At 34.7% G+C, this 24780-nt stretch carries 20 protein-coding genes; 13 read left to right on the plus strand and 7 right to left on the minus strand.

The window, feature by feature from the left end; translation table 11 throughout:
* Positions 1-77: 77 nt before the first annotated feature.
* Positions 78-872 carry a response regulator transcription factor gene (locus tag FG27_RS19560; protein ID WP_051935917.1) on the minus strand — a complete coding sequence of 265 codons (795 nt, stop codon included), beginning with the start codon at positions 870-872 and terminating at the stop codon, positions 78-80.
* A gap of 1353 nt (positions 873-2225) precedes the next feature.
* On the opposite strand from FG27_RS19560, the gene ltrA reads away from it, so the two are divergent.
* Positions 2226-3488 (plus strand): group II intron reverse transcriptase/maturase, encoded by a 1263-nt coding sequence (ltrA, locus tag FG27_RS17105; protein ID WP_037315690.1) that lies wholly within the window; start codon positions 2226-2228, stop codon positions 3486-3488.
* A gap of 164 nt (positions 3489-3652) precedes the next feature.
* On the opposite strand, the gene FG27_RS17110 is transcribed toward ltrA, so the two are convergent.
* The 4 genes from FG27_RS17110 to FG27_RS17125 all read right to left on the minus strand — a co-directional run bounded on the left by FG27_RS17110 (position 3653) and on the right by FG27_RS17125 (position 7687).
* Positions 3653-4897, minus strand: a complete 1245-nt coding sequence (locus tag FG27_RS17110; RefSeq protein ID WP_037321262.1) for a site-specific integrase — start codon at positions 4895-4897, stop codon at positions 3653-3655.
* Between the two features lie 569 nt (positions 4898-5466).
* Entirely contained in the window at positions 5467-6000 is a 534-nt protein-coding gene (locus tag FG27_RS17115) for a DUF4468 domain-containing protein (protein WP_037321264.1), read from the minus strand.
* Between the two features lie 50 nt (positions 6001-6050).
* On the minus strand, positions 6051-7145 hold the full coding sequence (locus tag FG27_RS17120; RefSeq protein WP_037321265.1) for an HNH endonuclease signature motif containing protein: 1095 nt from the start codon (positions 7143-7145) through the stop codon (positions 6051-6053).
* Between the two features lie 122 nt (positions 7146-7267).
* Positions 7268-7687 carry a helix-turn-helix domain-containing protein gene (locus tag FG27_RS17125; RefSeq protein WP_081912642.1) on the minus strand — a complete coding sequence of 140 codons (420 nt, stop codon included), beginning with the start codon at positions 7685-7687 and terminating at the stop codon, positions 7268-7270.
* A gap of 257 nt (positions 7688-7944) precedes the next feature.
* Between FG27_RS17125 and FG27_RS17135 the strand changes: the two genes are divergently transcribed.
* The 4 genes from FG27_RS17135 (at position 7945) to FG27_RS19295 (ending at position 10246) form a co-directional block, all read left to right on the plus strand.
* Positions 7945-8817, plus strand: a complete 873-nt coding sequence (locus FG27_RS17135; RefSeq protein ID WP_037321271.1) for a hypothetical protein — start codon at positions 7945-7947, stop codon at positions 8815-8817.
* 25 nt (positions 8818-8842) lie between these two features.
* On the plus strand, positions 8843-9205 hold the full coding sequence (locus FG27_RS17140; RefSeq protein ID WP_037321273.1) for a hypothetical protein: 363 nt from the start codon (positions 8843-8845) through the stop codon (positions 9203-9205).
* A gap of 310 nt (positions 9206-9515) precedes the next feature.
* A complete protein-coding gene (locus tag FG27_RS17145) occupies positions 9516-9869 on the plus strand; it encodes a hypothetical protein (RefSeq protein WP_037321275.1) in 354 nt (117 codons plus the stop codon).
* Between the two features lie 239 nt (positions 9870-10108).
* The gene (locus tag FG27_RS19295; protein ID WP_197051696.1) at positions 10109-10246 is read left to right on the plus strand and encodes a hypothetical protein; all 138 of its coding nucleotides are present in this window, start codon (positions 10109-10111) and stop codon (positions 10244-10246) included.
* 820 nt (positions 10247-11066) lie between these two features.
* Here FG27_RS19295 and FG27_RS17150 read toward each other — a convergent pair.
* Together FG27_RS17150 and FG27_RS17155 are read right to left on the minus strand one after the other, a co-directional pair.
* Entirely contained in the window at positions 11067-13277 is a 2211-nt protein-coding gene (locus FG27_RS17150; RefSeq protein WP_037321276.1) for a P-loop NTPase fold protein, read from the minus strand.
* Positions 13278-13453: 176 nt separating this feature from the next.
* Positions 13454-14659 (minus strand): site-specific integrase, encoded by a 1206-nt coding sequence (locus FG27_RS17155; protein WP_037321277.1) that lies wholly within the window; start codon positions 14657-14659, stop codon positions 13454-13456.
* Between the two features lie 528 nt (positions 14660-15187).
* Between FG27_RS17155 and FG27_RS17160 the strand changes: the two genes are divergently transcribed.
* From FG27_RS17160 to FG27_RS17190, 8 genes are all read left to right on the plus strand, one after another.
* Positions 15188-16396 carry a site-specific integrase gene (locus FG27_RS17160; protein WP_037321279.1) on the plus strand — a complete coding sequence of 403 codons (1209 nt, stop codon included), beginning with the start codon at positions 15188-15190 and terminating at the stop codon, positions 16394-16396.
* A gap of 307 nt (positions 16397-16703) precedes the next feature.
* Positions 16704-17030, plus strand: coding sequence for a DUF6660 family protein (locus FG27_RS19620; protein WP_345741570.1), 327 nt, complete (start codon positions 16704-16706; stop codon positions 17028-17030).
* A gap of 125 nt (positions 17031-17155) precedes the next feature.
* Positions 17156-21589 (plus strand): CusA/CzcA family heavy metal efflux RND transporter, encoded by a 4434-nt coding sequence (locus tag FG27_RS17165; RefSeq protein ID WP_037321281.1) that lies wholly within the window; start codon positions 17156-17158, stop codon positions 21587-21589.
* Positions 21590-21609: 20 nt separating this feature from the next.
* Positions 21610-22833 (plus strand): efflux RND transporter periplasmic adaptor subunit, encoded by a 1224-nt coding sequence (locus FG27_RS17170; protein WP_231563350.1) that lies wholly within the window; start codon positions 21610-21612, stop codon positions 22831-22833.
* A gap of 101 nt (positions 22834-22934) precedes the next feature.
* Positions 22935-23291, plus strand: a complete 357-nt coding sequence (locus tag FG27_RS17175) for a P-II family nitrogen regulator (RefSeq protein ID WP_037321283.1) — start codon at positions 22935-22937, stop codon at positions 23289-23291.
* Complete coding sequence (locus tag FG27_RS17180; protein ID WP_037322438.1) at positions 23284-23700, plus strand: Fur family transcriptional regulator; 417 nt, start codon at positions 23284-23286, stop codon at positions 23698-23700. The genes FG27_RS17175 and FG27_RS17180 overlap by 8 nt, the downstream gene beginning before the upstream one ends.
* A gap of 77 nt (positions 23701-23777) precedes the next feature.
* The gene (locus tag FG27_RS17185) at positions 23778-24410 is read left to right on the plus strand and encodes a cation transporter (RefSeq protein ID WP_037321285.1); all 633 of its coding nucleotides are present in this window, start codon (positions 23778-23780) and stop codon (positions 24408-24410) included.
* Positions 24411-24425: 15 nt separating this feature from the next.
* Positions 24426-24776 (plus strand): STAS/SEC14 domain-containing protein, encoded by a 351-nt coding sequence (locus tag FG27_RS17190; RefSeq protein WP_231563351.1) that lies wholly within the window; start codon positions 24426-24428, stop codon positions 24774-24776.
* Positions 24777-24780 lie beyond the last annotated feature (4 nt).

Genomic DNA, 24780 nt, shown 5'->3' on the forward strand with positions numbered 1-24780 from the left:
TTGAAACGAAGTAACTATTTGAGGGTGTAAATAAATTGAATTTTAAGTCTGAAAAAAGGACTAGTACCGGTAGGAGATTAAGAATTGGCCTGTAGTTCCTTTCGATTTTTAACCCCTAATTTACTATAGATATTGGAAGTATGCGTTTTTACGGTACTTAGACTTATAAAAAGTGCTTCGGCAATTTCTTTATTTGTTTTCCCTTCCTCAATAAGGTTTTTCACCTTTTTTTCTTGGTTACTCAAAGATGGGTAAGAAGGTTTTTCCTTTTTATTTTTGAAATAACCAAAGGTCAATCCACCTATGGCTATTAAACCAACAAAATTTAGAACAAGGCTTGTTTGATATTTGTTATTTGCTTGTTCAAGACTTACTTTCCGGATTTTATTTTCAAAATATAAATAGGTCCGGGGAGGTAGTTCGCTTTGTTCAAACTCATCGAGTAAGGCTAAATAATACTTTTTATTTTGAATAATATCTTTTACCAGAAGCCCTTTCTTATCTAAGGTTTCAAGACCTTTAAGTTTAACGATTAAAATTTGGGTGGAATCTTTTAGATAGGCTTTAGTTTCGGCCAAATAGTTTTCCGCATCGTAATCTGCCCTTAAATCACTCTCAAAAAGGCGGTAATCTAGCCAGGCTTTTTCTGCATTGGTACCCCAAACTCTGTATTCAACTTTTGTCTTGCCTTTAAGTAAAGATTCTTCAAAATGGCGAAGGGTATCTTCTAGGGCTTGTTTATTTTCTAAAGCTATCGATTTTCCTTTCTTTTCAAGAAATTGGTGAGTAGTATCTAGAACCTTACTATATCCTTTTATACTTAAAAGTATGGTGAATAGAATAATAAATGGTGAAATCTTGAAAATCTTCATAGAAAAAAATATAGGATAAAGTTAATACTGTTTTTTTGATATATTAAAAATGACCAGGTATTTACTTTTTTCATCTTAAGCATTTTCCTTTTGCGGGTTAAAAGAAAATAATATGTAGCTCAGGATGAATATGAAGTTATGTCATTTTCATTTAATTCTTCCAGCGCCATCACATTACCTTTTGATGCCGTTCATCTTCAAGCTTTAAAATTATTGAGGAGCTATAAATAGCAAAGCGGTTTATGTGCTCCGGTTAATTTTAAAGCTTGTTTTCTTTAGCATCGAAAGGTAGGGTGATGTAGGAAGGCTTTTAATTGAATATCAGAAATCCTGATCGGTGAATTTTAGTTACCGTCCAGCGTACTTGAGTCAAAAGCTTTCAGAATCATCTTATTTACCAATTCAACTTCAAAGCTTTTTGGCTCGTGTCCAAGACAATTGTAATGAAGCTCTTTTGCTGAAATAAAGCGTTTGCGAAATGGAAGTAAAAGTGGTGAGTGACATTTGAAGTAATTAGTTTGATGAAATATTAAACCGTTTTAAAAATATAATTTTCACACTGTTATTTTTGAAATTGTCGCAAAAAACCACCTATTTATAGGGCGCGCGAGAGCGTTTGTCGCAAATGTAGTGAAAAATAACAGCCTAAAAATAATTAATTCGCTGAAATACAATATTTTATGATTCCGTAACACTGCGTAGCGTGTTATCCTCTTGCTGTGTGTCCTGAGTTATCACGGGAGTATAATAGAACCTAAAAGTTCATTGAAATGATAACATAACTTTGATAATGATGATAGAATTTTATGAAGAAACAGAAACGAGCTAACCCCATTTTCAGATGGTAAGTTAGAAGTCTCACGGTACCGTTTCGTAAAATGTTGGCCTATCGAACAAGATGTTCAGGCGTATTGTTCAAACCGCCTTGTGGTGCTTGTTTTAAGAGAACAGGTACTGAGCGACAAGATCTGGTGAGAGTATGGGAGTTGAACGTAAGTGAACCTCTATGGACGTGTCGAAAGTGACCTTTACGGTGTCAAAATCGAGGAGAGAGCAGCTCCGAGAGATTAAGTATGGTGGATACCTGATTACTGACCATACGACACCCGGCATATAGGAGGCAAGAATCATACTCAGGCATTATCAAGGAACAGGAGAACCAATATCTAAATGAGAAGCAAAAATGGTAAAAATCCCGAAGCGGAAGAACCAGAAAGTAGCGACGTTAGGTATTGGGACGGATGAAGTCGTAGTAGCGAAAATACTCTAGAGAACAAGATTAATCATCTTGTGAGCAAAGGACTTCACTCAAGCATGTTCATTTATTGTATTACAACTTAAAGAAATTTAAGGATGATTTTTAATGAAGAACACAAGACGCAACCTATTAGCAGGTTGCAGGTAAATGAAGCTTTTAAGAGAATAAAAGCCAACAAAGGGAGTGCTGGAGTAGATGGATTATCCATTGAAACAGTAAGTAGTCAACCACGGAAATATCTGTACCCATTATGGAACAGGATGGCCAGTGGGAGTTACTTCCCTAAACCTGTTCGACAGGTACTAATCCCAAAAGGGAAAGGTAAAATGAGACCCTTGGGTATTCCCACTGTAGTTGATCGGGTTGCCCAACAAGTAATTGCATCGCAGTTAAACACAATAGTTGATCACACCTTTAGTCCAAGCAGTTTTGGGTATCGTCCCAGGAAATCTGCACATGATGCCTTGAGCCAATGTCGTATAAATTGTTTACGATATAGCTGGGCCATTGATTTGGACATAAAAGGATTTTATGACAATATTGATCATGAACTGCTACTGAAAGCTGTTCAGCACCATACACAGGAGAAGCATATTTTGCTTTACGTGAAAAGGTGGCTGGAGGCACCAGTGCAATTATCGGATGGAACGCTGCATAATCCAAATGGTAAAGGCACACCACAGGGCGGAGTAATCAGTCCTGTATTAGCTAATATCTTTATGGATATTGTATTCGACAAGTGGATCCAAAAGCGTTATCCTGATATCCAGTTTGAACGTTACGCTGATGACATTGTGGTTCATTGTTACCACTTGCCTCAAGCTAATCGACTTCTTGAAGAAATCGAAAGACGATTCAAAGAGTGTAAACTGGAAGTGAATCAGGAGAAGACAAGAATAGTTTACTGTCGCAGAAATCAGAAGAAAAGACCAAGGTTTAAAGTCAAGTTCCAGAAGTTCGATTTTCTGGGCCACACCTTTAAACCCAGAGTAGTCAAAATAAGGGGCATAATGAAACTAGGTTTCACCCCTGCCATCAGTCAGAAAAGCATCAACAGGATAAATGAAGAGCTCTTCAGGATGAACATTCATAAAATGGTACAGTTCACGTTGAACAAAATTGCATCTCTGTTGAGGCCTAAAATCAGAGGATGGATAAACTACTACGGTAAATTTCGACTGGGAGGCCTTAAGAAGCTATTTAGAACATTGCACATTCGCTTGACAAAATGGATACGTAATAAGTACCGTAGGTTTAAGCGAAAGCAGTGGGTCCTTGCGCTACGACATCTACAGAAAATATGCAGGCTCGAACCTTACCTGTTTGAACATTGGCAATATTCAGGGCTTAAACCTTAAAGTCTTGGCTGAGAGGAGCCGTATGAATTGAGAGATTCACGTACGGTTCTGTGAGAGGTTTAGGGGTGAAATTCCCCTTTACCTACTCGACATACAAATTTTTCAAATTTGCGACCTGATTCTAAGCTAAATTTTGATCTTAATCTCACCAAAACTTATATTAATTAGTTGGTCCTCCTTTTTGTATTTTGCTCAAATAATTGATCTAATTTTCCCATATCTGAACTCAACTTATTCTCTAAAACCCTGGCATAAATCTGTGTAGTAGAAAGTTTCGAATGACCTAAAATCTTCGAAACCGTTTCAATAGGTACACCGTTTGATAATGTTACAGTAGTGGCAAAAGTATGCCTGGCAGAATGGAAAGTTATTTTTTTCCTAATTCCTATGGATTGCATAATTTCTTTCAGGTATTTATTCATTTTTTGATTTGAAATTACCGGAAAAATAGTATTGGAATCAATAGGGAAATTTTGATTCTCATATTTTTTTATAATTGCATTTGCAGCCCGTAGTAAAGGAATTTTAACTGATTGCTGAGTCTTCTCTCGTTTGGTATAAATCCAGTCTTTGCCATCCATACCTTTTACAAGCTGATCGGTAGTGAGTTCTCTTAAATCTATATAAGATAAACCGGAATAACAGGCGAATAAAAACATATCCTTGACCCGTTCTAGAGATTCGCTTTTAAATTTAGTTGATACTAATATTTCTAATTCTCTTGAGGTCAAAAATTGCCGGTCACTTTTCTCAAATTTCAAGCTATAATTCCTGAATGGGTTCTTTTCAAGCCACTCCAATTTTACAGCCAGATTAAGTAGTTTCTGTAAACGTTCCAAATGTTTCATCGCCCCATTATTGCCACAAGTTTTTTGCCCTTTCTTGGGTTTATAACTTCTAAGGTACATTTCAAATTCTGTAATGAACTGGTAATTGATGTGCTTGAGGAATATATTATCTGTTTTTTTCTCCTTCCGTAAGAATTTTTCCAAATATTTAGCGGTAGTGTAATAGTTTTTGAGCGTACCCCATTTAAGAACATTCTTCATTTTTTTATTATGGTAATGAATAATGTCCCTTAATGTCCTATGATCTTCATCTAAGCCTAAATAAGAAGCTTTAACTTTTTCTGCAGTGATAAGTGAATCTTTATCCAAAAGCTTTTTCTGGGTATCAAGTAATTTGGAATAAACCTGGTCAAGATAACTATTCAGTTCTCTAACTTTAGGAGTATTTCCTTTGAGTCTTCCTTTGGAATTGTCCCAATCATTCACTAAAGTTTTTCTTTTCAAGCTCATTTCAGAGCATTTTCCATTTACCGTAATACGGGCGTAAATAGATAATTCTTCTTTGTTCCGATTGAGTTTCCTGGTAAAGAAAAGTACGGAGAATGTAGTAAAATCAGGCATTTCGAGCGTCTTTTAGTTAAACATTTTTGATACCAAGACGAAAGTAAAATCAATAGTAATGTCCTTCTAAGATAGTGAATTGTTGGAAAGAAAGTATTCACCGAATCATTCACTGAACAGGGTGAAATCAAACAATATCAAATGATATCAAAAAACAAAAAAACACTGAAAACCAATAGATTAACAGTGTTTTTATATCCGTTTAAATACGGTTCGTCGGGATGACAGGACGCTTTTAAAACGCTCAAAACCCCAGTATTTATATGGTTTCACGCAGTTCCAATTTTTTGAACTCACGATTAACTCACAATTTAAATAGAACGTATTGGTGCAGTTTGATATTCTATCACATCTGAAATTTATAAAATTTAAAATTAATTTCTATATAGGATAAAAGTTATTTTTTCCTTTTTATAATTTTTTAAAGCTCTTGGAACTATTTCAAATATCAATCAATACTTTGAATCATAATACAAACAATCCAGATTTCTATACTTGATTAGATATTGTCATCTCATTAAATAGGAACCTATCTGATAAGGAAAGTTTAAGTGGTTGAGTTTTAAAAGTTACCAACTATCCTCTTTTTCCGTCTTCCCTGAAATATAGTCATAGAGGGACTTGTTTATAGAATTAATATAAACAATCGAATTATCGGAATATTCTGTCATTGCACTTTTCATTTTTTTTCCTTTTGCAAAATCCATAATTTTTTTATTGTTCAAAACATAATTTTCATCGTTTAAATATGCATTCTCAATTGTTAAACGATATTTTTCATCTTTAAAATCAATTCTTATAGTGTAATGTAAATCATAGTTCATCGTAACTCCCATTGATTTATAAGTACTAAGATTTTTTTTAATTCCTGAAAATCTTAAAAAGTTATCTTCAGATTTCCCCTTCATAACAAAATCAGGATTTTTATAATTAAGGTTGATCCAATCAACTGCTTTTTCATAAATATCTTCGCTTGACTTATCAATTTCAATAACATTAGGGTTTGGAGTTATATCTCCTTTATTATTGAATTCAAATAGTGTCTGAGAATTTAATTCAGTTCCCATTAAAATTACTGTGGTTATAAAAAAAAATTTTTTCATTATTATTTTAAGTTGATTACAGATATATTTATAATAGTGTGACTTGGGATTTAAGATACTCTTTCATAGAATCTTTGTCTACCATAAATTGCAAATCGTTTAGGGAAGGAGCCTTTTTTCCAATCCACTAAATTATTCATTATAGTATTTATTTTTCTTGATGTAAGCCTATTTAATTCTTGCCTTTCTTTTCCAAACGCTTCGCACCAAATTTCAGCGGTGCACACAATTTCTCGCTGATGAAGATTTTTAAAGTTATACTCATTTAATTCCTCTCCTTTTAAAAATTTTCTGCGTTCCAGCAAATTGAGGTTATGCCAATTTTCAGGAATATTTTTCTCAAGAAATTCTGCTATAATGGAAGCATTTTCATCACTTTCATTATAGCCCATTTTTGTGGCATAAATAATTTCCTCTTTAATAATATGATGTTCTTCAGCTATATATAATAAACTTGTTATAAAATCAGAATGAATATTTCTTTTAATAAACTGATTTTCGTTTTTAAGTAATTCGCTCAATTTTTCTTTAAAAGTATAAGAATCAATTGCTTCATTCTTGAATTTTTCATGTACACCTCTTAAGTACTCACTAACCTTCCTAAAAGAATCAATATTTAAGAAAACATGAGGGGGAGAATCCTTCTTTTTGCGGTTGCAGCTCTGACACACAGGAAGAAGATTCCAGGGTACATCCTGCCCCCCTTTAACAACAGGATAAAAATGATCAATTTCAAATTGCTTGCGGCTTGTGGTTACAAATAAATCTTCATTACAATAAGGGCATTTTTTATCAAAATAACTTAATGCATCATAAATAGCCTCGCTTTTACGTACAGCTAGGTTATTTATGCCCAAACTAATATTACCACTACTTTCACCGTCAAAGGTATTTTGTTCGGAGAATTGGTTCTTTAAAGCAAAAATCTCCTCTTCTTTTTTGTTGAGTTTATTACTCAGTTTGCTTTTTGTAGTAAGTAGCTCTTCATTTTTCTGGTTTAGCTCTTTAACTTGTTCTTCAAGATCATTTTTAATTTTTGAAAGTTGTTGATTTTGCGTGAGTGTACTTCGGACTTCATCTTCTACAGAAGAAATAGTTTTATTTAACTCTTTTAGATGGTTTAGTCTATCTTCTAAAGAATTCATTTTTTTATAAAAAAATTATCAATTTTCATTAGTAAAAGCATAACAGTCAGCTTTCCAAAAGGGATAATATATTTTGTATTTTCTCAGGTGTTTAACTATAGCATTTAAAACAATCCCTGCAATTATTCTTTGTTAAACTGTTTTAATGTATTTTCCAAATAAGCCACCTTATCCTTTTCAGCCTGAACCAGGCGCTCGTAAAGCTTTTTATTCTCCTCGTAAGCTTCTACTAGTTTATCTAAAGGATTGAAAGTACAGTGGAAATTATTTAAAGGACCATTATTAACACTATTATCATTAAAATTATTAATGTTATGAAAGATAGATTCTTCTGAGAAATTTTCGATCCCTTCTTTAGTCACTCCTAAAATCTTAGCCACACTTTCCAGTTTTTCATCTTCTAGGGTTTCACTTTTTTCCAAAGTAGAAACACTTTGTTGGCTTATGCCTAATTCTTCGGCAAGAGTTTCCTGTTTCATTCCGCGTAATTCACGAATGCGGGCAATCTTACGGCCTATATGGTTGGGTTTAGTTGTTGTCATAATTTCAAAGATAAGGAATCATTTTAAAGTTTTAAGACTTTTCACAAGCGGTAATTTACAGGCTACCAGTGGTATTTTACAAGTGGGCCTGGTTCGGTACGGCGAGTAATTTTCAGAATTTGAAGCCAGAATCAATAAAATTACTGGCTTAGTAATTAAAATTTCTGCCCATAACTCCAAATATATAGAAAATGCATTAAAACGAAATATGGGAATCCGTAATAACATCAACTGAATTCTTTAAAATCACAATGATCATGAAAATTAAAAACATACCGCAGCACGTATTGGATCGACTAGTAAAGGTAATCAGGTCTTTAATTCATGTCCATTCCATTTACTGGATTGCAGCCACCAAGAAAAACAGTTCATCAAGCTATAAGTTTAATTCTAAGGCTTATCAACATCTTGAAGAGCAATATGAATTCACACTGCTTATAATTAGCTACGAAGATATTAACAATCCCAAACCTTTTATGAGCCAGGTGTTTAATAAAATGAATGAACATGTGAAATTGTATAGTATTCATTATTCATATAGTGATATCATAAGACGCTTAGAAGAAGGAGATAATTTTTTAAGTCGGATTCTCTTACCCGAAAATTGTATTTTTCAGGAAAGGGCTTTATTCCTTACAGGTTATTGTTCTCACCCCAGGGAATTTCAGGAAATAAAAAAAGTTTGGGAGTTTAGAATAAACCGTGCGTTTTATTTTATGGATAAAATCAATATCGGTGATACAGTATATGACGAAAGTGCTAGAATGGTTTTAGTTAGTCAAACCATAATGCAAACCTGTGCAGCGCTTATTTGGATCTACTGGGAGTGGAAACCCCACTATTTTGACCTTGACCTTCTTTTAAACCTCTCTAAGAGTTTCAGTAGAAGTCCACGGATAGTTCTACCCAAAAAATCTTTTACCTCAAAAAGAGTTTATTCTCATCTGTGCCATTCTCAGTTTAATTTAAATTTTAAAACGGTAGATGACGTTACCTTAAAAGATAGTGACTATGCAACTGAATTAGCCGGCCGTTTCTTAAGAATCGTGCGTAATGAAGGAAAGAAAAGACTAAAGGAACTTGAATTTCTTCACTATCGAAATACGCGAAAAGAAATTTTTGTAAAATAAAAATAAAATTCTAATAGCAGAGGCAATGAAAACAAAGAAAGAGAAAGTGAAAATTTTAAAGGAGATTCATCAATTATATCAAAACCTAGACGGACTGCCGAAACCGAATTCGAAAGGAAATTATTCCGTTTCTTATGATGTCAATAATAACTACCAATTATTAAATGATATCATTAGCCTGTTGGAAGTCTGTGCATTTGCCCTCGATGGAAATGGGATGTTATTGGCTCCAATTAACCAGAAAGCCACCAAAGAAGAAAGTGTTTGCCGGGTTTTAGAATTGATTATTGGATTAATGCCCGATTACCAGATGCATTTTATGGATAGAATTAGCGAAAAATTATCTGAATTAGATGTTAAGGAAAAAGAAAAAGTACCAAGCCAATGATTTAAATTTTGGTTATGAGTATTGGAGATAAAAGTTGCGATTATGAAGGAATTTATTTTTTCCACCCTGAGGGAAAAAATCAAAACAGGGAAACAAAGAACAACAATTTACTTTACAAACTTTAGAAGGAAGTGCAAGATGTGTGCCTGTGGGCACAATCTTGATTGCTCCCGATGGTCGCAATAAAAAAGAGATATTTAAGGGGAAAAACAGAATAGATTAAATTTGTATATATTTTGACGCAACCTCTTGATTGAAAGTGCATCTATTAATTAAATATATTAATAGAATTTGTCAAAAAAATTATAAAATGAAAAAGGTTCTTCACCCTGTAATCCTGATTATAGTCAACATAATTGTATTTAGTTGCGCTAGTGATGAGAGTGAAACGGAAGGTACACTTACTAATATTGAAGGCACGGTGCAGGGGTCTACTTCTTGTAATACCGAGAAAGAAGAACTTGCCTATGAAATAGTTCCTAGTAATATTGAACTTTCTGTAAGCTCTATAATAACTGCGACTTTACCTGAAGAACTTAAAGAAGAAGGGCTAAGAATAAAATTCGACATGAAACCTTCAGGTAAATATATTACCTCCTGTACAGCCAATTTCTTGCCTGATCAATTCTATGAGGTTTTTAATGCAAAAATCTTAAATGATTAGTATAGGTTTTGGTGCGTCTGGATGAATAGCACTTTCATTTTTTTAAACCTTTGCAACCATCGGGCGCAAAGCAAGATTGTCATTACAATGACACATCTTGCTTCCCTTCTCATTTATGCATTTTGAGAACGAACTACTGATTCATTTAATTCAAGGGTTTGCTGTAAAAATATTAACCGTCCCAGATCTCAATCACTGAAATAATAAAATTTACTTTTTTCATCTTCAGCATTTTCCTTTTGCCAGGGCAAAGAAAAAAATATGTAGATCAGGATGAAATGGTTTATTCTCAATTTTTATTTACTTCTTCCAGCGCCATCGCATTACCTTTTGATACTTCTTCATCTTCAAGTTTTAAAATTATAGAGGAGCTATAAATAGCAAAGCGGTTTATGCGCTCCGGTTAATTTCAAAACTTGTCTTTTTAGCAGCAAAAGGTAAGGGTGATATAAGAAGTCTTTTAAAAGAAATTCTGAAATCCTGATCGGTGAATTTTAGTTACTGCTAAGGCGGACTTGAGTTAAAAAGCTTATTCGATATTATTTTTTCAGTATTTATTATGCTAAGCTTTTTGGCTCGTGTCCAAGACAATTAGTAATGAACCTCTTTTGCTGAAATGGAGCTTTTGCGGATTGGAAGTAAAAGTGGTGAGTGGCATTGGAACTAATTAGTTTGCTTTTGAAGTATAAACTCCTACCGAATTCTTGCGAAGAGATGGGCGTATGCATTTAGACCTTATGTTATTATGGTTAGCTGTGTTTAAAGTTTCGGACTGGTTGCTATTGTTTTATAGAAAACTTCCGGAACATCTCTGCTGCTCTTGATTTTATTTGAAGTCTTGACTTTGCCTTAATGGATACTATTTTAATACATACTGGCTACATCACTCTAGGTTTTATAGACCTTTCCAGCGGGGTATATCCACAGGGGTGGATATATTTCGAATTCACATAATTTATAAAATACTTAAAAACAACAGTTTACATATTCAAGAAATCGAATGACATCGCTCTGCGTGTCACCCTCTTGCTATTCGATTTCGTCCCGTGGAGGGACAAAATTTTCATACAAATTGGTTTGCACCAATTACATATCATTAAGAGAATAGAAAAATCATTTATATATTTTAAACGGGTATAAACATTTTGCTAAAGCCTAACTGCAAAGATTATTTTATTACCCCTCTACACTAGTTTTTCACTCAGGAACTCGGGTAGGACCACCTATAGGAGGTGGTCCAGCAGTTAAAGAGTTGTCAGCCACCTCCTGCTTTTCTTTACTCAAATGCCAATAAAAAAACTGCTGGATATTTTCCATGGCTGAATTACCATTATTCTCCTCCCAGGTAACATTTATATCCTCAATTTTAGAAATATTTCTTATTTCGGGTACAACTTCTTTTATTTTATCAAAGATCAATTTACTGTCTAAATTTAGAACCTCGGTCAGGTAAATGAAATCTTCTTGCTTGAAAACACCTTGAATGTCCCTATTCCACAAATGAGGAAAAACCCTAATAAAAGCAAAACTGTTTTCCTTAGAGTCAATGTATTTTAAAATATAATTCCCAAATTCATTGAAATCTCGTTTAGCCCATACTTGCATGATCATCTTTGCAACATCTCTCTTTTCAAAAAAGGGGTGGCTATGAGAATCTTTAACTTTTGCTACTAGTTTTTCTTCAATTTTATCTAAAAATTCAAATTTTTCACCTCTCTTAGAGAATATACCTAAGTACCAACTTAATTGAAAATAATCTAATGATTCTGTAATGGAAAGAATCAAATCTTTATTATCTTTTGGTTCTAGAACTAATTTCTTGGCGATTACTTGGATTATTTCTATTGAATGTGGATGTAAATCGGACACCTCTGAAAATCTATCAATATTTTGTATTAGAAAAAGAATAAACCTATTTTGAAGTTTCCCTTTTATCACTTCAATTTCAGTTGCGATGCGATACACAATTTTTCTTTCACCAGAAGCCTCAATCATTTCATTTAGATCTTCCAAAGCCTTATCATATTTTCCCGGACTTATGTTTGCCAGAAAATTGGAAAAAGAAAATTCTGAAATTTTTCCTTGTGTATGGAAAGAAAAATACTTTTCAAAATGATTTGAATGATTAATCCTCAATTCTGCATCTAATGTTCTATTAGGTTTAAGTATAGAACTTTGATATGCTGATACCGTTCCAGTTCTGACCATTGGAAACAAAAAATCTATGATTTTATACGCTTCTGAATGGCTTTCTAACAGTTCTTTTCTTAATCCTGTTTCAACATTGTTCTGAGAATAAACATCATTGAAATTAATGTTTTCAATAAATAGATTACTAGATTTAAAGTCGCTTGCGTAGCGCTTTATTGCTTCATAAGTTTTAAAATATTTTATTTTAATATATTCGATCCAGAATAAATCATGAATGTTAACTTCGTTGCCAATAGCATATACGGAAATGGCAAAAGAGTTTATTATTCTTATGATCTCACGTGGTGAGCTGAAGTAACTGCCTCTCAAGCTCTCCAACAGTTCCTTTAAATCCGTCGTCTTTACGTTTGGAGAGGTTGATAGTACTCCTTTTATTTTTTCTTTTACAAAAAAATCCAAGTCTGCTTCTTCTATTAGCGGTAGTTCTAAAGGTATATTGATTATTTTTTCAAGAAATTCTTGTCCTGAATGCACATCATTTCCATATCTGTTATGGATTGCTTTAGCAACATAGTCAGGATCTAAACAAATTAAAAACACTAAGTTTTTAAAATCTGCATTAATTTTGATTAATTTAAATAATGTAAATATTTCATCTTTATCGAGCCGATCTACATCATCAATGAATACGATAATTTTTTTATCGGAGCTACTTAATGTTTGGTCAATTTCTTCTTTAAGCTCATTCAAACTCTTTTCTTCTCCTTCTAAATCCTCACCTAATTTCTTTAGTATTTCATATGGCTCTATAGTAACGCCAGCATTAAATAGTTTTGGAATACCTACTGAAGCAGATAATTTTACCGCCTTCAAATATCTACTATATTTTTTAATGAGCTTTCCTGCTTTTATTAGATTTTCGTTATCGCTGTAATTAAGTTTTCTGCTTAAGGTATCAAAGAAATCAAAAAGCATTTCTTCCTTTGTCTGATATAACCAAGGATTATAATGAAATTTAATATAAGGTTTGTCTTCCTCTTCCTTATGAAAAATTTCGATGTTGTTTTCAATGAGATTTAATAGAGAGCTTTTCCCAGTACCCCATTTTCCGTAAATCCCAATCGTAAGAGGTTCAGGATTATTAGAATATCCTCTTATTATGTTCTGAATTTTTTCGGCAAATGGGAGAAAATTTAATGAATCATCTTCTATGTATTTTATTGCTGTTTCGTTAGTTATTAAATTCTTGTTTTCCATTATCCACTTGTTGAGTATTTCAGAAATAGTTCTATAAAAATATCATTACTTTCTAAATGTAAGTATTTCTATAAATAAGGATTTTGAATGGATGGTCAAAATTTTTAAAAAAATCTTTTTTACTCGTTTAATATACTTACAAAGTCTAAGCAGCGGAAGTTCTGCAAGATCATTACTTAAATATTTAACTTAATTCTCAATTTATCCATATCACTCGAAATCTTAGAATCAATCACCCTAGCATAAATCTGAGTGGTCGATAATTTGGTATGTCCCAAAAGTTTAGATACGGTTTCTATGGGAACGTCATTGGCTAAAGTTATCGTGGTTGCAAAAGTATGACGTGCCGCGTGAAAACTTAATTCCTTATCGATTTTTACCGCTTTGGTAATTTCCCGTAAATATTGATTGGTTTTCTGGTTAGAATAAACCGGAAGTAAAATATCACTAGAACATACCTTTGGATGATCCTGATATTTTTCCAGAATTCTTTCGGCTTCCTCCAATAATGGAATTCTAAGCATCGTATTGGTTTTGATCCTTCGGGTGTAGATCCACTTATTCCCATCCACACCAATTTGAATATGTTTTTTCTTTAGCTCCTTCACATCCCCATAGGGCAACCCCGTATAACAACAGAATACAAAAATATCTCGGTTGATATTGTGAGTAGACCTTCTGAATTTTTTGTCTTTTATTTTTTGTAATTCTGCTTTAGACAAGTAGACCATATCCACCTGGTCAAAACGGAGTTTAAACTTTTTGGTAGGGTTCTTTTCAATCCAATCTAAATCTTCGGCCAGGCGCATCAATTTTTTAAAGCGTTCCATATGTTTCATGACTCCGTTATTTTGAAGGCTTGGCAAGCCCCTTAAAAAACTTTCAAATCCCAGTGTAAATTGGTAATCAACCTGTTTTAAATAAATATCCGAAGTATGGTACTGGGTTTTTAAAAAGCCTTTGAGATAGTTTTCCGTAGTTGTATAGTTTTTCATAGTCCCATACTTTAAAACCTTACCCATTTTATCCTTGTGATAATTGATCAAATAGATAAGCGTATAATGCTGCTGATCACTCCCCAAAAATCTAGCTTTGACGGTCTGCGTGGTTACCAGCAGGCCTTCTTTTAAAAGACCGTCATGGATTTTATAGAGCTGCGCCTTTGTTTCATCAATTTTTTTATTGATTAGCCGGCTTTCAGAACTGTTGCCAGTAAGTTTACTGGCTGCTTGATTCCACTTGTCAATCGGAATAGTACGTTTTAAACTGATTTCAAGGGATTTGCCGTTTACGGTAATTCGGGCATAGAGGATAGCTGATTCAGGTTGTTTTTTCTTTTTTCGAATAATAAAAGAAATGGAAAAGGTTTGACTAGTACGCATAGCTTTGTCATTTAAATGAAACAATTAATTAAGGCGAAAGTCAAACTACCAATACATAATTATGGAGTACCGGTAAGCTAAAAATACAAAAAAATAACTCACGATTAACTCACAAATTTAACGTGAACTCACGATTAACTCACTTAAAATTTAACACTATTTGTTAAATTTTAAGCACAAAAAGAAAGGGTAACTATATGAAAACCATATAATTACCCTTTAATTGTGTTAAAATATAACTAGTTAAAGTCGGGATGACAGGATTTGAACCTGCGACCCCACGCCCCCCAGGCTCAAATTTTACTTTTCATTTAGTAGTATTAGCTTTCCTTTGTATTGATTATCAATACTTTATGATTTTAATAAGTGTATCTAAATTCTTTTGTTTTACCTTTATATGGTAATTTGTTGTACGTATGTTGTACGTATGTTGTACGGATTTTAAAACGTTAATGGTAGGGCTTTACTGCAATAATATTATAAATGTAAGCATTTGTTGTACGGATTTAGAACATTAAAAATTCAAAAATGGCGGTTGTAAAAATAGTATTGCATAAAGTTAAACGTGCTGATGGTACTTTTCCTGTCAGCTTAAGAGTAACTAAAAACAGGAAAACAAAATATTTCAAAACTATATTTAATGTATTTCCTGAAGAATGGGATGCCAGTGCGGAATTATTCAACAAAAGACATAAAAACTATCTTCAGGACAATAGGCTACTTTTAAAATTTAAAGAACGTGCGTTTAGGATTTATTCCGAACTACAGCTTAAAAATGAAAGTTTTCGACTTTCTGAATTTGAAAATGCTTTTCGAGTAACCTCCAATCCTGAATCAAAGAAATTTTTTTATTTCTGGAATGATTTAATTCAAGAATTTAACTCAGCCGGCAGAACTGGCAATGCAAGAATTCATAATGAAGCTTTTCTAGCCCTTAAAAAATTCAATTTATCAACTCGACTGGAGTTCGAAGACATTACGGTTACCTACTTGTCAAAATTTGAAACGCATTTGCGTTCACTGGGTGGAAATGATGGTGGTATCAGTTTGCGAATGCGAACAATTAGGGCTGTTTTTAATAAAGCCATTGCACGAGATATAATTTCAGCGGACATTTATCCTTTTAAGAATTATAAAATTTCTAAGCTTAAAAGCAAGCCTGCGAAAAGAGCTCTTGACTTTACCGAGATAATGAGAATAGTAAAGATGGATATATCAAAATATCCTCATCTTTTACATAGTCATAAATATTTTGTTTTCAGCTTTTATACCCGGGGAATGAATTTCGCTGATCAAATTAATTTAAAATGGTCTCAAATTAATGGTGACAAAATATTTTACACCCGGTCCAAATCAAAAGGAAATTTTAATATTACTATTCTGCCACCTGTTAGGGATATTTTGAATTATTTTAAGGCAAGATCTATTGGCACAAAATATGTTTTTCCTTTACTCTTGCAAGATAACTTGACCCCGCTTCAAATTGAAAACCGTAAACATAAAACGCTAAGTAAATATAATAAAGATTTAAAAGAGATCGCTACTATCTGTAATATTGATAAAACTTTAACCAGCTATGTAGCCCGACATAGTTTTGCGAATAGCTTAAAGCAAATGGGCGTTGCCACAGATGTTATAAGCGAGTCACTGGGACATCAAAACCTAACAATTACCCAGGCTTACTTGAAAGAATTGGATAGCTCAGTATTGGATGCAGCAAGTGAATTGCTACTTTGAATCTCAAGGTAGACTATAGTTTTTCACAAAGTAGTCGATATATTCGGGCAGTTGAGTCCAAGGTTTTATGCTCTTTAGTTAAAAGCTACCCCCGTCTTATCTTATTTAAAAACAGTTAATTTTTTATTTGCTGTTCTTTTTGAAATACGTGTAGAGTTTCCTTAAGCTCGTAGAAAAGAAAGTTATCATGTGAATCTTTGTTGCAAATTGATTGCTCTGGATAAATTTTAGGTCAAAATTAAAACAATATTTTCTGGATAGAATTTTTTGCACACCCTGTGCATAGCTATTTTGTTATCTTTACATTGTGAAAATAATTGCATTCATACTATCTATATATGTATTTGGGCTAAATTTTTTAGCCTGTAATGACAGTGATTCGTCGCAATTAATATATGATTCAGAAATAACCATAGTATCCGGCCAGAATCTGGACCTCGATCACACCCATAATCAGGAAGCGGATTTATGTCCTCCATTTTGTAGCTGTCATTGCTGCCATGTACATACAATAGATTTTGGTTCTTCTAATTTCAAACCTTTAATCACGGAAATTCCTTCCAAAACTTTCGCTCATTTTGACAGCTCGGTGGAAGAACCTATCCTTTCTTTTTTAGATCCCCCAAAAGTATAATTCAGTTTTTATAGGATAACTATATCCTTTCTCGTCCTGGAGTTCTACAAATTCTCCAGACCAGTATTATCGATTTTTTCAACTCATAGAAAATATCGAAATGTTTAACTGAATTAATTTTTTATATGATCAATAGAATCATTTCATTTTCCATTAATAATAAATTTATTATTGGGCTACTTACCTTAGCACTTATAGGAACAGGTATTTGGTCCATGATGACCGTTAACCTGGGATCGGTGCCAGATATTACTAATAATCAGGTTCAGGTGATTACCCAGTCACCTAATCTTGCCACAGAAGATATTGAACAATTTGTAACCTATCCTGTAGAACTTTCGATGGGTAATTTACCTGGGGTTACAGAGATTCGCTCTATTTCACGTTTTGGACTTTCGGTAGTTACTATTGTTTTCAAAGATGATATGGGAACCTATCTTCCTCGTCAACTTGTACAGGAGAAACTTAATGAATTAGGGGAGACCATACCCGATAAATTTGGAAGTCCTTCAATGGGGCCTATTTCAACCGGATTAGGTCAAATCTATGAGTATACCATACAACCAGAAAAGGGTTATAAAACTGAATATTCTCCTATGGAACTTAGAACTATTCAGGACTGGATAGTTAAAAGGCAACTTACCTTACTGGATGGGGTGGTGGAAGTAAATTCTTTTGGAGGCTCCATAAAACAATATGAGGTAGCAATAAACCCGGAAAAATTAAACAGTATGGGTATAAGTATTTCTGAGGTTTATGAGGCTTTGTCTCGAAATAATGTAAATACAGGGGGAGCTTATATTGAGAAAAATAAAATGTCAAATTTTATTAGAGGTGAAGGTTTAATCCGTTCACTGGAAGATATAAGGAAAATTGCTATTACTACCGAAAATGCTGTTCCGATAACTATTGGAGATGTTGCGGAAGATGTTCAGTTTGGAAATCAGGTACGCTATGGGGCTTTCACCCAGGATGGAGAAGAAGCCGTAGGTGGGATAATTATGATGCTAAAAGGTGCCAATCCCAATGCTGTAATTCAGGATGTTAAAGATAGGATGGCAGAAGTTGAAAAGTCACTTCCTGAAGGTTTAACCATAGAACCAATTATTGATCGGAGTGAATTGATAGCCAGAACGACTGATACAGTCAAAACTAATTTACTGGAAGGTGCATTAATAGTAATTTTTGCCCTGGTATTATTATTAGGTAGTCTAAGAGGTGGTCTTATTACCGCAACCACGATTCCACTATCACTGCTTTTTGCTTTTATTTTAATGAAACAATTCAATGTCTGGGCTAATCTAATGAGTTTGGGCGCTATTGACTTTGGAATCATTATAGACGGTGCAGTGATTATCATCGAAGGAACCGTGTATGAAATACAAAAACGGATTAGATCAGGCAAACTGAAATTTACTCAGGCTAAAATGGATGAAGTAGCCTATGATGCGGGAAGTACGATGATGAGTTCCGCGTTTTTTGGACAGATTATAATTCTTATTGTATTCACTCCTATACTTTTTCTTACGGGGGTAGAAGGAAAGATGTTTAAGCCTATGGCTTATACCTTCGGTTTTGCGATGATTGGAGCTATTTTCTTATGTCTTACCTATGTCCCTATGATGTCTGCCCTATTTATGAAACCCATTCAGAATAAAAAGAACTGGTTTGGAAAATTTGAACGCTGGTTGGAAAGGTTAAGTGATAAGATAATTGGTGGAATCCAAAAAGTGTATATGCCTTTACTGAAAGGGGCATTAAAACTGAAGCTCATTGTTGTTGGGGCCGCCGCCATTCTACTTGTGATAGCCGGTTTTATCTTTTCCAGAATGGGAGGAGAATTTGTGCCTCAACTTGATGAAGGAGATATTGCCATGCAGGCTTTGATCAGACCAGGGAGTTCATTAACAGAATCTATTGAAGTTTCCAAAAAAATAGAAAACATACTCCTAGAAAATTTCCCTGAAATTAAAACGGTAACCGCAAGGATTGGAGTAGCCGACATTCCTACAGATCCAATGCCAATGGATATCGCAGATATGTATCTGATCCTTGAAAAGGATAAGGATAAATGGACAAGCGCTGAAACTAAAGAAGAACTTATAGCACAGATCAAGGAAAAACTGAATAAAGAACTTACAGGAGTAAATCTGGTGTTTACTCAACCTGTAGAATTAAGGTTCAACGAATTATTAGAAGGAGTAAGAGAAGATATTGCGGTTAAACTATATGGGGAGGACCTGGATGTGTTGTCGGAAAAGGTACAGGAAATGGCTAATATTATCCAGACCGTACCTGGAGCAGGAGATGTTAATCCTGAACGAACATCTGGGCTGCCACAAATGACCGTGAAATTTAACCGTGATAAAATTGCTCAATATGGCCTGGATATCCAAAAAGCAAATGATTATATAAGTACTGCTTTTGCGGGAGGAACCGCAGGAGTCATTTTTGAAGGAGAAAAGCGATTCGATTTAGTAGTAAGATTTGATGAAGAACATAGAAAGAATATTGATGACTTGCGTGGAATGTATATCGATCTTCCCGACGGAACTCAGGTACCGATAAAAGAAATAGCAGATATCGAATATGTTCCGGGCCCTATGCAAATTTCGAGAGATAATACCTACAGAAGAACCTATGTGGGTGTAAATGCCCGGGGAAGGGATGTAGAGTCAGTCGTTAATGATATTCAGCAAAGATTAGATGAAGAATTAGAATTACCTCCCGGGTATTATATAACTTATGGGGGGGAATTCGAAAATCTTCAGAGTGCTAAGGACCGCTTGATAATTGTTGTACCCATTGCCCTTTTCTTGATATTTGTTCTTCTATATTTTGCCCTAAAATCGTTTTCCCAATCTGTCATGATCTATATAGCCATACCCCTCGCTGCCATTGGAGGTGTTTTTGCCCTTTGGTTGCGGGGAATGCCATTCAGTATTTCTGCTGGGGTAGGTTTTATTGTATTATTCGGGGTTGCAGTTTTAAACGGGCTGGTACTAATAAATAGATTCAATTCTTTAAAAGAAGAAGGAGTAACCAGTATAAGAGATAGAATTTTTACAGGAACCAAAGAACGAATACGACCTATTATGTTAACAGCAACAACAGATATTTTCGGTTTTTTACCAATGGCATTTTCCACATCAGCCGGTGCAGAAGTTCAACAACCACTTGCTACGGTGGTTATAGGTGGGATGCTTACAGCTACACTGCTTACGCTGGTTGTATTACCAGTACTATATACCCTTGTAGAAAGAAAACGAGAGAAAAAAGAACAGAATAAACTAGGTTCTTCCAATTCGCGATCTTTAGCTACGATTTTGATAATTGGCTTAGTTTTAGGCGGAACCTTTTCTGTAAATGCACAATCTGATGCAATGTCATCTGAATATTCACAACAGGATTCTTTACAAACAATTAGCTTGGAAGAGGCTAGAGAAATCGCAATTAAAAATTTTCCCCAGCTAAAAGCTGCCCAACTTGAAATTGAAAGTGAAGAAGTACTGCGTAAAACCGCTTATGATTTTGGAAATACCCAAATCTTTACAGGAAAGGAAGAAGTAGGAAATGGTTCTGATGGAATTTATACCCAGATTGGCGTCCAACAACAAGGCATTGATATTTTCGGAATTGCCCCGCGTTTAAAATTGCAGAAAGAAAGGGTCGCATTGGCCGAAAATGCTTTAGAATTAAATACTTTAGAAGTTGAACGTGAAGTAAGTAGAGCCTGGGCGTCAGTTTATACCCGGAAAAAAATGTATCAGGTTTACCGGAAGATGGACTCAATTTTTGAAGACATTGAAAGGGCCGCAAGGATTCGATATGAGACAGAAGCTACCTCTAAACTCGAATATCTTGCCACTTCTAATCAGGGGAGTGAGGTAAAAATACAATTAGAACAGTCCTATCGAAATTACCTGAAATCATTGCAGCGCCTAAACCTCTGGTTTGCCAGTGATACGATCTATGATGTACCAGATTTGCCCGTTGAAACCTTAGACGAACCTTTGAACTTTCTGGTAGAGTCCCTTGAAAATCATCCATCGCTTCAGGTTTCTGAACAAAGGGTGGATATTGCAAAAGCAATTACCAGAGAACGAAAATCAGAATTTCTGCCCAAATTTCAGGGCCAGTATGCCAGGCAGGAAATAAATGGACAGTCGGGATTCTATCAATATCAATTGGGAATTCAAATCCCGCTATTTTTTGGACCGGAATTAGGACGTACACAAGAAGCTAAAGTCCATCGAAAGATTGCCGAGCAAAATTTTTACCAGGATAAACTCGAACTGGAAACCGCCTATAAAAATATGCGGGAAGAATTCATCAAATGGAGAAACTCCTGGAATTATTATAAAAATGAAGCGCTTCCATTGGCTAAGGAGCAACAGGATGGAGCTGTATTAGCTTTTAAGGAAGGAGCTATAGATTATGTAACCTTCCTTCAGAATATAAGAGATGCCATTAGAATTGAGGTAAATGCCTGGGGTGCTTTCGATGATTATCTCGATAGCCGGTACCAACTTGAATATTACCTTGAAAATTCAAATTAAAAACTAAGAAAGAAAACGATATGAACATAAGATCAATAAATATTTTAATGCTTGCCTTATCACTTACATTGTTTTTTGGGTGTGAAGAAAATTCTAATTCGGAAAAAGATACTCAGGAGTCTAAAGCATCGGATTCTAAAGAAACAGAAGGTCACAATGAAGAAGAAGGCGGGATGCGCTCGGTAAATCTTTCAGAGATGAAATTTAATAGTTTGGGAATCAAAGTAGATACCTTACCTAAGAAAGCATTATCAGGAATAGTGGAAGCCAATGGACAACTAGAAGTGCCGCCTCAATACGAGGCTACCGTGACTGCCACCTTAGGTGGGAATATTAATTCAATAAAAGTTATTGAAGGTGATAAGGTAAATAAAGGCCAGGTATTGGCATATCTATCCCATCCCAATTTGACGAAAATACAAACTGACTATATCAATGCCTTTAACCGGATGCAGTTTTTAGAAAAGGAATTTGCAAGACAGAAGCGATTATACGAGGCTGAAGTTGGTTCAGGAAAGTCATTTCAACAAACCCAGGCAGATTTTCAGTCCGTAAAGGGAGAGGTAAGTGGTTACGAATCCCAATTAAGACAGTTAAACTTGGGTGCCTCTCAAGTCAGAAATGGCAACCTGTATGAATATATCCCGGTAGTAAGCCCCATTGAAGGTTATATAGAAAAAGTAAAGGTGCAAATTGGCCAATACGTAGAACCGCAAACCAGTATGTTTATGGTAGTTGATAATGAACATGTTCATGCCGATCTAATGGTTTTTGAGAAAGATATTTATAAGGTCAAGGAAGGCCAAAAAATATCTTTTACGCTGGAATCGGTTCCCGGTAGTAACCTGACCGGAGAAATATATTCTGTAGGGAAGCAATTTGAACAAAATCCAAAAGCTGTACATGTGCATGCAGAAATCAAAAATAAAGAAGATTATCTTATTCCGGGGATGTATATTAAAGGAAAAATTCGGACAGGAGAAGAAGCAGTGCCTGCTCTACCTGAAGAGGCAGTGATTGAAGAAGATGGAAATCCTTACATCTTTACGGCTCAAAAACATCAGGAAGAAGGTAAAACAGAATGGGAATTAAAACCGATACAGGTAAGGACAGGGATAAATGAAGATGGATGGGTTGAAATTAAACTCCTGGAGCCACTTCCAGAAGGTACTTTAGTTGCTTATAATAATGCCTATTACCTGGTATCTGAAATGCAGAAAAGCCAAAATTCCCATGGTCATTAAATAGAATTTTAAAAATTTAGATGGATGGGCTCTCTGTAAAATGTTTGTTTTAATTAAAGTTTCAGAGGGTTCATCCTTAATAAAGAATTAATAAAACAACGATGAAAGAAATAAAAGCATTTATAAAGCCAAAACGGGTTCAAATAGTGATAGAATCCCTTAGCGAAAGCGGATTCAAAAGTATGACGCTGTCTCAGGGGGAAGGTACCGGAGCATTTAAAGCAAAAGGCGCATCGCCTTCTTTGGATTTCCGTGTAACCGACAGCCCGGTGGTAAAGTTAGAACTGGTATGTCAAAATGAAGAAGCACAATCAGCAATCGATATTATACTTGAGAATTCAAAAACAACTGAACCCGGTGATGGAATTATTTATCTTTCAGATATTGAAGATGCCTTCCGAATAAAAACCGGAGAATCTTTGAATCGATCTGGATTAAATAATGATGGAAATGAGTGATATCGAAAAAAATTTAGAGGCACACGAAGTTCGGCCAACAGCCATGCGTATCCTGATCTATAAATTTATGGCCAAAAAAGACAGGGCTGTAACCCTTACCGAAATTGAGAATGCTTTTGGAAAAGCAGACCGGGCTACATTATCTCGAACAATACGCACATTTGAAGCAAATGACATTGTGCATCAAATAGATGATGGCACAGGCATACCAAAATATGCGCTCTGTGAAAGTGATTGTAATTGCGAAGTAGAACAGGACTTACACATCCACTTTCATTGCAATAATTGTGATGAAACTGTTTGTTTGACCGATCATAAGATTCCACATATTAACCTGCCAGAGGGATATATGGCAGAAAATGTAAACCTGGTAGTAAAGGGAATATGTGAGAAATGTAGTGGTGTTTAATTTTTGAAGAGCAAGGAAGCATATAAAAAAGAGGTGAAAATGGAACTATATAGTATGGAGATTACCAAAATCAGTTTATGGAAACGGAAAGAAAAAACGATTTAAAAAAGGCAAGAACGCTTCAAATATGGAATGTCATTTATGATACCATTGAAGTAATAGTATCTCTAATTGCAGGAATAACTGCCAATAGTTCTGCTCTTATAGGATGGGCACTGGACAGTACAATAGAAGTGATAAGTGCGGCCACTTTAGGCTGGCGGCTGCATGGCGAGCTCAAGGGCATTGACGAAGAAAAAGTCAAAAAACGCAAGAAGATCACCCTTTATGTAATTGCAGTATCATTTACGTTGGTCTGCATATTCATCTCGTATGATTCAATCACAAAACTCCTTAGTCAGGAAACTGCAAGTTGGAGTACTATGGGATTAATCATTTTAATTATTTCTCTAATTATCAATCCCATTCTTATCTATTTCAAAAGAAAATATGGACATAAGCTGGACAGCCCAGCTTTACTTGCCGATGCCAAGGATACCTTTATCTGCCTATACCAAACCGTAGTTGTTCTTGCCGGTTTACTATTGGTAAACTGGCTGGGCTGGTGGTGGGCAGATCCTGTCGCGGCACTGCTCATTGTACCTTATGCAGCAAAGGAAGGTTGGGAAGCCTATACTAAAGGAAGAGAAATCAAGTATAACATCACTTAAAAGACAGACATAACTATGATCCATATAACCAAAACAGAAAAAAGCAATTTGATACCCGCTACTATCTATGGTAAGATCACTAAGGAGGATGCAGAAAAAATTAATCCCTTGATACATAATATTGTTAAAAATGGGGATAATGTGGATTTCTTTTTTGAGCTGGTTAATTTTAAGGGTTATAATCTCAAAGGCTTGTGGGAAGATTTAAAGGTTGATGCAGCTCATATTTCCAATTATGGAAAAATGGCATTTGTGGGTGCGAAAGAATGGCAGCAATGGGCTGTTGGAGCTACTAACTTTTTTACTGCTCGGAAGTTAAATATTTCGACCTTACCGAAAAGGAAGAGGCTAACAGATGGATTTTAAACCA

It is taken from the genome of Salegentibacter sp. Hel_I_6, from assembly GCF_000745315.1.
GTDB lineage: Bacteria > Bacteroidota > Bacteroidia > Flavobacteriales > Flavobacteriaceae > Salegentibacter.

Bases quoted from the DNA above. Each gene is read 5' to 3' on its own strand.
- FG27_RS19560 (WP_051935917.1), bottom strand. From the start codon at position 872: ATGAAGATTTTCAAGATTTCACCATTTATTATTCTATTCACCATACTT.
- FG27_RS17175 (WP_037321283.1), top strand. From the start codon at position 22,935: ATGAAAGAAATAAAAGCATTTATAAAGCCAAAACGGGTTCAAATAGTG.
- FG27_RS17125 (WP_081912642.1), bottom strand. From the start codon at position 7,687: ATGACAACAACTAAACCCAACCATATAGGCCGTAAGATTGCCCGCATT.
- FG27_RS17170 (WP_231563350.1), top strand. From the start codon at position 21,610: ATGAACATAAGATCAATAAATATTTTAATGCTTGCCTTATCACTTACA.
- FG27_RS17150 (WP_037321276.1), bottom strand. From the start codon at position 13,277: ATGGAAAACAAGAATTTAATAACTAACGAAACAGCAATAAAATACATA.
- FG27_RS17155 (WP_037321277.1), bottom strand. From the start codon at position 14,659: ATGCGTACTAGTCAAACCTTTTCCATTTCTTTTATTATTCGAAAAAAG.
- FG27_RS17160 (WP_037321279.1), top strand. From the start codon at position 15,188: ATGGCGGTTGTAAAAATAGTATTGCATAAAGTTAAACGTGCTGATGGT.
- FG27_RS17190 (WP_231563351.1), top strand. From the start codon at position 24,426: ATGATCCATATAACCAAAACAGAAAAAAGCAATTTGATACCCGCTACT.
- FG27_RS17180 (WP_037322438.1), top strand. From the start codon at position 23,284: ATGAGTGATATCGAAAAAAATTTAGAGGCACACGAAGTTCGGCCAACA.
- FG27_RS17140 (WP_037321273.1), top strand. From the start codon at position 8,843: ATGAAAACAAAGAAAGAGAAAGTGAAAATTTTAAAGGAGATTCATCAA.
- FG27_RS17110 (WP_037321262.1), bottom strand. From the start codon at position 4,897: ATGCCTGATTTTACTACATTCTCCGTACTTTTCTTTACCAGGAAACTC.
- ltrA (WP_037315690.1), top strand. From the start codon at position 2,226: ATGATTTTTAATGAAGAACACAAGACGCAACCTATTAGCAGGTTGCAG.
- FG27_RS17120 (WP_037321265.1), bottom strand. From the start codon at position 7,145: ATGAATTCTTTAGAAGATAGACTAAACCATCTAAAAGAGTTAAATAAA.
- FG27_RS17135 (WP_037321271.1), top strand. From the start codon at position 7,945: ATGAAAATTAAAAACATACCGCAGCACGTATTGGATCGACTAGTAAAG.
- FG27_RS17185 (WP_037321285.1), top strand. From the start codon at position 23,778: ATGGAAACGGAAAGAAAAAACGATTTAAAAAAGGCAAGAACGCTTCAA.
- FG27_RS17145 (WP_037321275.1), top strand. From the start codon at position 9,516: ATGAAAAAGGTTCTTCACCCTGTAATCCTGATTATAGTCAACATAATT.
- FG27_RS17115 (WP_037321264.1), bottom strand. From the start codon at position 6,000: ATGAAAAAATTTTTTTTTATAACCACAGTAATTTTAATGGGAACTGAA.
- FG27_RS17165 (WP_037321281.1), top strand. From the start codon at position 17,156: ATGATCAATAGAATCATTTCATTTTCCATTAATAATAAATTTATTATT.